Origin of the sequence: Apibacter muscae (assembly GCF_007845595.1) — a bacterium.
GTDB lineage: Bacteria > Bacteroidota > Bacteroidia > Flavobacteriales > Weeksellaceae > Apibacter > Apibacter muscae.
In genome coordinates, this window is record NZ_SELI01000026.1 from 57508 (window position 1) to 69922 (window position 12415).

General features: G+C 24.5%; 8 protein-coding genes. All 8 read left to right on the forward strand.

The annotated features are described in order from the left end of the window. Nucleotides 1–2 precede the first annotated feature (2 nt). The 8 genes from ETU10_RS10820 to ETU10_RS10855 all read left to right on the forward strand — a co-directional run bounded on the left by ETU10_RS10820 (nucleotide 3) and on the right by ETU10_RS10855 (nucleotide 12272). Nucleotides 3–1154: an EpsG family protein gene (locus ETU10_RS10820; protein WP_146312205.1), complete on the forward strand. Its 1152-nt coding sequence runs from the start codon at nucleotides 3–5 to the stop codon at nucleotides 1152–1154. Nucleotides 1155–3171: 2017 nt separating this feature from the next. After that, entirely contained in the window at nucleotides 3172–4335 is a 1164-nt protein-coding gene (locus ETU10_RS10825) for a glycosyltransferase (RefSeq protein ID WP_146312207.1), read from the forward strand. 205 nt (nucleotides 4336–4540) lie between these two features. Continuing rightward, nucleotides 4541–5515, forward strand: a complete 975-nt coding sequence (locus ETU10_RS10830) for an MraY family glycosyltransferase (protein WP_246118468.1) — start codon at nucleotides 4541–4543, stop codon at nucleotides 5513–5515. After that, nucleotides 5508–6617 (forward strand): DegT/DnrJ/EryC1/StrS family aminotransferase, encoded by a 1110-nt coding sequence (locus ETU10_RS10835; protein ID WP_146312211.1) that lies wholly within the window; start codon nucleotides 5508–5510, stop codon nucleotides 6615–6617. The genes ETU10_RS10830 and ETU10_RS10835 overlap by 8 nt, the downstream gene beginning before the upstream one ends. 2 nt (nucleotides 6618–6619) lie before the next feature. Beyond that, nucleotides 6620–7666: a polysaccharide biosynthesis protein gene (locus ETU10_RS10840; protein ID WP_146312213.1), complete on the forward strand. Its 1047-nt coding sequence runs from the start codon at nucleotides 6620–6622 to the stop codon at nucleotides 7664–7666. 27 nt (nucleotides 7667–7693) lie between these two features. Then, nucleotides 7694–8500, forward strand: coding sequence for a polysaccharide biosynthesis/export family protein (locus tag ETU10_RS10845; protein ID WP_146263166.1), 807 nt, complete (start codon nucleotides 7694–7696; stop codon nucleotides 8498–8500). A gap of 12 nt (nucleotides 8501–8512) precedes the next feature. Then, on the forward strand, nucleotides 8513–11026 hold the full coding sequence (locus tag ETU10_RS10850) for an exopolysaccharide transport family protein (protein WP_146312215.1): 2514 nt from the start codon (nucleotides 8513–8515) through the stop codon (nucleotides 11024–11026). 52 nt (nucleotides 11027–11078) lie between these two features. Further along, the gene (locus tag ETU10_RS10855) at nucleotides 11079–12272 is read left to right on the forward strand and encodes a BaiN/RdsA family NAD(P)/FAD-dependent oxidoreductase (RefSeq protein ID WP_317129724.1); all 1194 of its coding nucleotides are present in this window, start codon (nucleotides 11079–11081) and stop codon (nucleotides 12270–12272) included. The last annotated feature ends 143 nt before the right edge of the window (nucleotides 12273–12415 follow it).

The window sequence follows — 12415 nt, forward strand, 5'->3', positions numbered from 1 at the left end:
AGATGTTACATCCCATATATTACTTAATATTAATTATTCTTACTCTTTTAAGCTTCAAAGAAATAAATAAAACTAAGCTTAGCAAGTCAATATTTATCTTTTTTTGTGTGATTTTTATCTTATTAGCAGGCCTAAGAGTAGCACAAGGAGCTGATTATTGGCCATATTTTCACTTATATATGGCATCGAATAGTTTAATACCTTGGAATGAAGTGTTTAGTAGAGCATTAGGTATCGAACCCTCTTACGTAATAATATCAAAATTTATCGGCATTTTCCTATTGCCTTTTAATGTTTTTTTATTGGTTTATGCAGGAATTTCAATTTATTTGAAAGGTTTTTCGATATATAACTTTTCACCTCTACCATTTTTTTCACTTTTATATTTTTTCATGCCAGGTTTTTTTGTAAGTGATATGGGGCATATGAGGCAAGCATTAGCTGGATCTTTATGTATGTATTCTTTTCAATATATTAATTCTAGAAAGTTGTTGCCATATCTGATTTGCATGCTTGTAGCTTATAATACTCATAAAACTTCAATTGCGTTTATACCTGCTTATTGGATAGCAAATTTAAATATTTCAACATATAAAGCTATTTTTATTGTCATATTAGGGTTAATTTTATGGCCATTAAAACCATACATATTGATTGGTGAATGGGCAAACTCAATTTCATCAGATAGTTTAGCTGCAGAATCATTTAATTCTTATGCAAATTTTGGTGAAGATACTGGATTTACTTTAACTGAAGTAGTTAAGATTATATTATTCATAATAATTATTGCTAATGATAAAAACATTCTAAAAAATGATTTAGACGGTAGCTACATGAAAGTTAGGAACTTAATTATTGCCTTTTTTTTCATTTATTACTCATTTCACGGAAATCCTATATTTTCAATTAGACTAGCAGCAATATATCAAACATATGAATGTATATTTGTTGGTATGTTAGTCTTTTATTCTAGACGTAGTAAATTAATTTATACATATTTTATTATCTATGTTTATTTAATTAGCATTAGATATTGGAATAATGCTCAAGCAGTAGGTTTTGATAAATTTAATACAGTATTTAACGCTAAAGAATTCAATTTAAAATATTTCACGCCCCAACCATACAGTACCAATAATCGAACCAAAAATTAATTTTCTATAATTATGGATAAAAAAAATAAAACAAATTTTATTTTATTTAGTATTGTATTTCCAACAATACTTTCTATTATAACATATTTAGGATTTGGTTCAAAGTATACGTTAATACATTCAAAAATTAATCATTTACCTGAACTTTATTATAAAGGCATATACAACTATAGGTTCTTATCACGAGAAATTTTAGATTTTTTGCACATTTATACCAATAATTATTTATATAATTTAAATAAATATTTTGAAATAGATTTAAAATATATTGGAAGCAATTATTATATTTTGACTATAGTATATAATTCAATATTTTTTATTTTAACTTGCTCAATATTATATAAAATATTATTTAGTTACTGCATAAACTTATACATATATTGGGTATACTTTTTTATTATATTAATTTTAACCTTTTCTCAATATGTTATAACCCCATTTGATAATTTATCAAACTTTTTATTTTTATTATCTATTAAATATATCTTAAGTTTAGATTTAAAGTTTGATTATTTAAAATTAATTATGTTATCGATGATAATAACTATATCAACTTTAAATAGAGAATCTTCAGCATTAATAATTTCATTTTACGCTTCAGTTGTTTTTAATAAAAATTTAAAAAAATTATTTAATTGCAGTACTATAATAAAATACTTGAAATATTTATTTATACCTATTTTAAGTTTTATTATAACTTACATCGGATTAAGAGTTTTTATAAACACTAATAAAACCTCATTTATTGAAGGTTTTTATTTCTTTAATAATTTTAAAGAAATAAAAAATGTTATAGGTATTATATTTTATATTTTAATGACTATAATATCTTTTAAACTTTCTACTTTTAAATCTCAAAAAGAAAATATAAAAAAGTTTATATTTTTTTCTTTACCATATATAATAACTTTATTAGTTGCGGGAATCTTATTTGAAATTAGATTATATATGCCTTTATTATTAGGGCAATTTATACTTGCTGTATATAAAAAAAATAATATTAAATTAGTTTAAAATGGATAATCAAAATAATAAATTTAATTTTTTTATTTATTGCATATTATTACCTACTATTCTTTATAGCATTATTTATTTAGGTTTTGATCCTCTAAATAGCCCATTAAATTCAAGAACTTATAATCCTCCATCATTATTTTTTGAAGGTAATAACATTTATCGTTTTTTATCTAGAGATATATTTATATTTTTTTTAAAAATTACATTACCGTTACTACAATCGCTTAAAAAGTATCCATTATTTGCTCCTATGAATACTATTGGAACTAATTTTTATTTAGCCATAGTAATATTCAATACTTTTTTTTATATATTAACATGCACAGTTTTATTTAGAATCATTAATAATAATTTAAAAAATAGTTTTAAAAACTCACTTTTTTTGTATTTATATTTAATATCAATAATAGCAATTTCTCAATATTTTATTACAATATATAATAATATTGGGATACTATTATTGCTCTTATCTATAAAATTAATTTTTAATATTAAATATAATTATTCAGCAAAAAATATTTTTTTACTTTGTTTAACCGTAATTATTGCAACCTGTAATACAGAATCAATTTTTTTAATCATTCCTTTTTATATTTCAATTTTATTAAATAAAAATTTGAAGTTTATTTTAAATATGGTTGAATTTTTAAAAATATTTAAACATATCTGGTTGCCACTTTTAAGCTTTTTATTAACGATAATATTTATAAGAGTCAACATTTCGGGAATCTACAATAATACATTTAATCATTTGATTTCAAATTTTATAAGTATTAAAAACATAATTGGGTTTTTATTATACATAATACTTTCATATCTTAGTTACGTTACATGTAAAAATAAAATTCAAAAAATAAATTTATTAAATTTTATAATTTTAGCCATACCATATATAATATATCTTGCATGTACTGAATTTTTATGGGAGATACATTTATTTACACCATTAATTTTAATTCAATTTATTATTTCTAATTATAATACAGATAATCTAAATTAAATGAAAAATTGCTTATTATTTTTAACCCGATATCCATATCCACCCGTTGGAGGTGATAAAGTTAAAAGTAAGAATCTGGTTGAGATTTTATCCAAAAATTTTAATTTAACTATCGTTTTAATAACGGATGAATCCTATAATGAAGTCTCAGAAAATTTTTTAAAAAAAAACACTACTAAATATTTTGTTTATAGATTTCCTAAATATAGATTTCTTTTAAATTCAATTAGAGGAATTTTAAAAAAAGACCCTATACAAGTTTCATATTATTATTTTAAATCTATTAAAGATAAAATAAATCTAGAGATTGAAAATTGTGATTTTATAATTAATAATCTTATTCGAACTAGTAAATATGTTCAAGATTCAAAAAAAATTAAATTTCTTGATATTGTTGATTCTATCGGGCTTCATTATTTAGAAGCTCAAAAGAAATCCACATCAATCTTCTGGAAATATATATATAAAATTGAAGGAAAAAAGGTTTTAGAATACGAAAAAAAAAACATACTTGAATTTAATAATACTTTTTTTGTAAATAAATATGAATCAGAATTTTATACTAAATATGGAAAAACAACTTGGATTCCAAATGGAGTTAATCCCGAATTATTTAGATATAGTTTAAAAAAAAATACAATTTCTAAAAAAGTCGTTTTTTTTGGCAAAATGGACTACCAACCAAATATTGAAGCTGTACTGTGGTACATAAGAAATGTTCATCATCTAGTCAAAAGTGATTACGAATTTATTATTTTAGGCGCTTATCCCTCCAAAGAAATAACTAAGTATAGTAATAAGTATAAAAATATTTCCGTTACTGGTTATATTGATAATCCTTATGATATATTAACATCATGTACTCTTGTGGTATCTCCCATGCAGATCGGTGGAGGAATTCAAAATAAAGTGCTAGAGTCTATGGCATTAGGACAAATAAATATACTAACCCATAAAGTAGCAAGACCTATCACTTTTGGTATTCCTAATGAACATTATTTAGTTGAAGATGACCCTGTTAAAATGTCAATATTAATTGACGATATATTATTAAATCGGGAAAAATATTCTCGAATTGGTCTGAATGCAAGAAAATTAATTAAAGAAAAATACACATGGGATAATTATGAATTAAAATTATTAAGATTAATTAATAGTTATTAAATATTATTTAAATTTATAAATTTGCATAATTCTGATGCAATATTCAGAATAATATAAAATGGAAGAATTCGATATTAGACATATTAAATATTTATTTGGTATAAATAGTTTTTTCTTAAGATGTGTAATAGGTTTTTTGGGTACGTTTTTGTTAACCTATATTTCAGTTCCCAAAATAATTAGAGTTTCGTATAAAAAAAACTTAATGGCTACTCCAGGCCAAAGAAGTTCTCACATAAGGAAGACACCTAATTTAGGTGGAATTGCAATCTTTTATTCTATAGTTGTAATGTCTTCCATATGTGCATATGAACTATTTACTAGTTACATATTTTTATTTGCAGCTATTATAATATTATTTTTTATCGGATTAATGGATGATATATTGGTTGTTGCTCCAAATAAGAAGTTTTATACACAAATTATAACCGCTATTATGATTAGTGTAGGCTCAAATGTTCGTATTGGCCATTTTTTTGGAATAATGGGAATTAATTTAATTCCTTATTGGTTAAGTATTATTTTCACCGTATTTGTATTTATTTTCCTTATTAATGCATTTAATTTAATCGACGGCATAGATGGTTTAGCCTCTGGTATAGCCATATTGGCCTGTTGCGCATTTATATTTACCTTTTGGAGGTTAAGTACTAATATTAACTACGCAATGATAGTGTTAGCCTTAACTATCATAGGCAGTCTTCTAGCATTCTTAAAATTTAATTTTTCAGTTAAATATAAAATTTTTATGGGAGACACAGGTTCTATGATTGTGGGTTTTTTACTTTCATTTATGGCTGTAAAATTTTTAAATTTATTTTTGTTAAAAAATGCTGAAGGTGGTCCTATGTATAATCTTCAATCTGCACCAGCAATTGCGATGGCAATTTTAATAATTCCCATTATTGATACTCTTTGCGTTTTTTTAATTCGATTATACAATCGAACCCCTCCTTTTAAAGCTGATAAAAACCATATGCATCATAGATACCTTAAACTGGGTTTAACACATAAACAGGTATCAATGATTTTAGTAATTGAAAATGCATTCATTATAATTGTCGCTTACTTTTTACGCCATTTGAACGTTAATATTTTGTTAGTTATTATTCTCTTTTTAGGATTTGTATTTTCATTTCTGCCCCTTATTTTAAAGAAAGATTCTAAAAATTATGGATGAAAAAATTTATTTATCTCCGCCAAACATAGACTACAAAGTATATAATAATATAAAAAAAGCACTTGATAGTGGATGGATATCTCCAGTGGGATCTTTTATTGATGACTTTACTAATAAACTTAATTCATACTTCAACAAAAAAATATTATTAACCAATAGCGGAACGTCATCTTTACATTTAGCATTAAAAATTGTTAATATCCAAAAAGATGATTACGTATTATGTTCAAATTTTACATTTGCTGCTTCTGCATTTCCAATTTTATATGAAAAAGCCATACCTATATTTATTGGAAGTGAAGAACAGACTTGGAATTTATCTCCCGATTACTTAAACTTAGCTATTGAGCAATTAAATAAAAAAAAAATAAAACCTAAAGCTTTAATATTAGCCCATATCTATGGTATGCCTGCACAGCTAGATGAAATAATTAAAATTTGTAATCTTAATAAAATTGTATTAATAGAAGATAGCGCAGAGGCATTTGGTTCTAAATATAATGATCAACCTTTAGGCGCATTGGGGAAAATAGGGATTTTATCTTTTAATGGTAATAAAATTATAACTTGCTCTACTGGAGGTGCTATAATACTTTCAGATATTGAATCTCTTGAATACGCAAAAAAATTATCCAATCAATCAAAGGAAAATACCGATTATTATTTGCATAATGAATTAGGTTATAACTACGCTTTAAGTAATGTATTAGCTGCCATTGGAGATTCACAAATTGAGAAGTTAAATTTAAAAGTTAATAAAAGAAGAGAGATTTATAAGCATTACTTTAAATTCTTAAAAGAAAAATTTGATATCCAACATCAATATGAATCTTATAAAAGTTTTTCAAATCGGTGGTTAAGTTCATTTATATTTCCAACAAATATAAATCATAAAATTAAAAACTCTTTAGCTTTTAATAATATTGAAACAAGATATTTATGGAATCCATTACATAATCAAAAAGCTTTTGCAAATTCTCTATATTTTGGAAATAAAATTTTGGATAATTTCTTATTTGAAAATGGTTTAAGTCTACCATCCGGTGATAATCTTACTTTAGATAATTTAGAAAAGATTATTAATATTATAAAAAAATTATAGAAATGTTTGATTTTAAAAAAGAGGATTCAATAATAATTAATAGTAAAACTGTTTTTTTTGACGAATTATTCAAAAAAAAAATTGATTATTCAATACTAAATTATTCTTTTTTTGAAAACAAAATTATTTTAGTAACTGGAGGTGGGACAATAGGATCTTCTCTAATTAAATATCTATTACTACAAAATGTAAAAAAAATAATATTAGTTGATCATTCAGAATATGCTATTTTTAATCTTCATTTAGATTTAAAACAAAATATAAATCTTAATAAGATAAAGTTTTTACTAGGTGATATTAGAAATACATCATTTATAGATGAAATATTTAAAAAATTCACCATAAATATTGTTTATCATACTGCCGCATATAAGCACATCAATATATTAGAAGATAACATGACTGAAGCTATTACTAATAATATTGATGGTACGATTAATCTTTTAAATATTTCATTAATTAATAATATTGATCAATTTATTTATATATCTACAGACAAGGCTGTGAACCCTATTAATAAAATGGGTATTACTAAAAGAATTGCTGAATTAAAATTATTAGATAAAATAATTTATACAAACAATTCGTTTATTAAGATAATTCGTTTTGGTAATGTGTTTAACAGTAGTGGATCTGTATTTCCAATATTTAAATATCAAATTGAAAATAATAAAAATCTAACCATAACTGATTCAAATATGAAAAGATATTTTATTTCAAAATTTCAAGCCGCAAGAGGTCTAATGGAAATATCTAATCCATCTAACCCCTCAGGTATATATTTATTAAATATGCAGGAATCACATAAAATATTAATTCTTTTGTTAGAATTACTTAAGAAATTAGATTTAGAATATCTTACAAAAAATATATATATAACTTCAAATACAAAAGACCATGAAAAATTGGAAGAAGAACTATACTATCCTTATGAATTAATAGAAAATTGTAATAATTCATTCAGCAAATTAAAACTTGAACTTGAACTTAATTCTAAAAATGAAATAAATGCCGAATTAATTAACTTATACGGTATTTTAAAAAAATAAATTACTTTTGTAAATCAATAATCTATCATGAAAATTAGCCATATATCAGTCACACTATTTATTTTATTATTTTTTAATTCCTGTATAGGCATAAAAGACTTAAAATATTTACAACCAAGTGAAGATTTGCAATTGAATGAGTACGGCTTAATCCCCGTTGTATATGAAAATTATAGAATAAAAAAGGATGATATTTTAGCAATGACTTTAATAACAACAGATCAGAATGCTGCTAAATTTCTAGCCTCAGAAAATACAACACGGTTTAAAGGGGGTATTACAGGAAATGATAACTCACTTAGAATGACTGGATTAATTGTTGACCCTAATGGCTATATATCTATTTATGGTTTAGGAGAATTTTATGTATACGGTTTAACATTAAGAGAAGTAACTGAATTAGTTCAAAACAAGTTAAATGAAGTCCTTTATAACGAAGGGAAAGCGGAAGTTCGTATGAATTTAGGTGCTATTCGTTACTATATGATCGGTGAAATTGGTGCGCCTGGTGAAAAATTAGAACAGTCTAATCGAGTTGATTTATTACAAGCTATTGCTAAATCTGGAGATTTAACAAGATTTGCTGATAGAAGACACATAAGAATTATTAGAGAATATCCAGAGGGGAAAAAAAATATTGTATTAGACGTTACACGAGAAGATATAATGAATTCCCCCTATTTTTACTTACAGTCTGGAGATCAAATCATAATAGATCCTCTTAAGGAAAAAATATCTGGTTTAGGAGGTGGAACAACTATTGGAGATGTTACTCAATTTTTATCTGTGGGAATACAAGCTATAACAACTTATTTATTCTTCAAAACATTATAATTTATTTATTGTATGGATTCCACTAAAGACAGTCAAAATGTTTCACAAAATAAACTAAATCAGAAAAAAAATTCTGATATATTAGATAATAATTTTTTTAGTATTGAAAGATTTATTAGAAGATTAATAAAAAATTGGTACTGGTTTGTTATTGCTTTTATCATAGGATGGGTTATTGCTTTTTTAGTAAATAGATTTTCAGACAGATTTTACCAAACTTCAGCAACAGTTAGTATTTCAACGGGTACATCAAGTGTTTTAGCCCCTAGTCAATCCATTAACTTTATTTGGGGAGGTGGCGGAGGAGCTACTCAAGGTATATTTTATAAAAAATTACTTACTTCAAGAACTCACAATGAAAATTTAGTTAAGTCGTTAAATTTATATATCAATTATTATCGTAAAGGAAAAATAAAAACTACAGAAATAGATTATGTTGATTTACCTTACAAAATAGTTATAGATACAAGCTATGCACAAGCTTTAAACACAAATGTTAATGTTCAATTGCTACCCAATCAAAAATTTAAATTAATATTTCCTGAAGAATTGAATGAGAGTTGTTATTATTTTAATTCAGAGAAGTATATTCATAGGAAAGATCAATATAAAAATGAGTTAATTGCTCCTTTAAATACTTGGATAAAAACCAATAATTTAAAATTTAAATTTGTAAAAAACGATGATTATCAAGATAAATTTGGTATGAATCCAATTAATCTCGACTATTATTTTTATTTATCAGATATTAATTCAGCTGTATCAAAAATACAATCTTCTATAAATATAAATTTTGATCAAGACTTACCTTCTATTATGATTATTACTAAAACAGGTTTGAGTCTACACGGAACTATAAATTTTTTAAATAAATCCATTGATGAATTAATTAAGAGAAGAATTGAAGATAAAAATCAAGTTAATTTAAATACGATTAAGTTTATTAAAGATCAGATTAAAATAACCAAGACTAAATTAGATAGTGCATCAGCTTCTTTTAAAAAAGTACAACTTGAAAATAAAGTTTTTTCAAAGAATGATGTTAGTACTGATATTTTACTTTCAAAAATACAAGGATTAGATCAACAAAAAGAAGAACTCAAATCCAAGCAATTAGTTTTTAGCAGATTGAGAGGATCAGTCTACAATAGTAATGAATTGATTGATGGTGAGTTTATGGGAATTGAAAATTCCACTTTCAATTCAGCCATTCAAACCATTGAATCTTTAGAAAAAGAAAGAAAAGAAAAATTATTGCTCTACAGAGAAAATTCGGAACCCATAAAAGAGTTAAATTATCAAATTAACAATGCTAAAAATAAAGCAATTTCAAGTTTAAATAGCTCCTCCAAAGAGCTAAATAATAAATTAATTAGTATCAATGAGCAAATTAAAAATTTAGAACTTGATATTGATGCCTTACCTGAAAAAGAACAATTGTTTATTAACGCTCAAAGAGGTTATTTATTAAATAATAGTATTTATAATACACTTTTAGATAAGCTTTCTGAAGTTGAAATGCGAAAAGCTACAACTATTTCGGATATTACAGTATTAGATAAAGCAAAAAATATTGGTCAAGGTCCAATTACTCCAGATATTAAAAAAAATAAATTAACTTATATAGGAGGCTCATTAATAATACCTTTTATTATTCTTGTACTAATTGAATTATTGGATAATAAATTAAAATTAATTTCAGATTTAAAATCTGCTACCAAAATACCTATTATTGGAGCAATAGGTTCTAAAAACACTGAAAATAATCTTGCTGTTTTTCAACGTCCTAAGTCCAGCATTGCAGAAAGTTTTAGAGCCATTCGGTTTAATATGAGATTTCTTTTTAACGAAAAATCAATACAAGGAGGTAAAGTATTTTTAATTACCTCGTCCATTGGTGGTGAAGGAAAAACTTTTATATCTATAAACATTGCATCCGTATTAGCTTTAAGTGGTAAAAAAACAGTTTTAGTCGGTATGGATTTAAGGAAACCAAGAATCTTCGATGATTTTAAAATTAGTAACAAAATTGGTTTATCCGGATATTTAGCCGGAAATAATACATTGGATGAAATAATTAAGAAAACTGAATATGATAATTTAGATATAATTTCTGCTGGTCCAATTCCTCCTAACCCAGGAGAACTTCTAATTAGTGATGAAAATGAACAATTAATTCAAACACTTAGAGAAAGGTATGATTATATAATTATTGACTCTCCACCAGTAGGACTAGTAATTGATGCCTATGATTTAATGAAATTCTCGGATGCTAGATTATATGTTACCAGATGCAATTATACCTATAAGCAATTGTTAAAAAGTATAAATGAAAAGTATAACAATGAAGAAATTGACCATATAGGAATAATATTCAATGATTATGTAAATCCAGGTGGTTATGGGTATGGATACGGGTATGGATACGGTTATGGTTATGGTTATGGTTATGGTTATTTTGAAGAAGATGAAAATTATGATAATTCTTTGCTGTCAAGAATTAAACGCATAATTAAAAAAAATTAAGATAATGGTTAGAGTATTTCTAACCTTTTTTGTATAAATAAATTATATTACATTGAAACATCTAATTATAATTGGAGGTGGAGCTTCAGGCTTTTTTTTATCTTCAAATATTAAAACTAGTAATTGGAATATCAGCTTATTAGAACAGAGCAAAAATCCATTACAAAAATTAAAGATTTCTGGAGGCGGTAGATGTAATATTACAAATGCCTGCTACAAACCTAAAGATTTAATTAAAAATTACCCTAGAGGAAATAAAGAACTTTTAAGTTTATTTTCAAAATTTCAGCCTTTAGATACCTTTCAATGGTTTGAAAAACGAGGCATTCATTTAAAAATTGAAAATGATTCAAGAGTTTTTCCTGAAACTAATTCTTCACAAACAATTATTGATGCACTTTTATCTGAAACTAAAAAAAATAATGTCGTAATCCACTATGAAACAACAGTTTTAGAAATTAATTATACAAATAATAAATTTGAAATCTTGACAAACAAAGACATCTACTATGCAGATGCAGTTGTTATAGCTACAGGTAGTTCTAAAAAAATTTGGAATACTATTGAAAAACTTGGTCATAAAATAATTCCACCAGTCCCTAGTTTATTTACGTTTAATTGTAATCATCCACTGATTGAAAATCTTCAAGGCATTTCATTAGCGGAAACAGATCTTAATATACTAAATACACCTTTTAAAGAAAGTGGTCCGTTATTAATAACTCATTGGGGATTAAGTGGCCCTGCTATACTAAAATTATCCTCTTGGGCGGCTAGATATCTTGCAGATTTAGATTATAAATTTCAATTAAGAATCAATTGGATTACAGAAAACTTTGATGATGCAAGGGAATTACTTACAAATTATAAAAATGCTCATCCAAAAATGGATATTTATAATATAAAAATTTATAACCTTCCTCAAAGATTTTGGTTGAACCTTCTTAATCATTTAAACATTATAAAAAAACCTCTGTTTGAAATATCTAAAAAAGAAATAAATAGAATTGCTGAATCTTTAACAAATTCCAAACTAGATATAATAGGCAAAAGTACTTTCAAAAATGAATTTGTAACATGTGGAGGAGTTGATTTAAAAGAAATAGATTTTAATAATATGCAATCAAAACTTATACCTAATTTATTTTTCACAGGGGAAGTTTTAAATATTGATGCAATTACTGGTGGATTTAATTTTCAAGCATGTTGGAGTGAATCATATATACTTAGCAAACAATTCAATTAAATTTACAATTAACTAACTTAAAATTTTAAACAAAATCTAAATTCAAATCTAATATAGATTTATAACATTAACTATATTTTTAAATTTAGTTAATATATTTAATTAAAAATACTTTTTTTATTTTATAAAATAACACATAAATA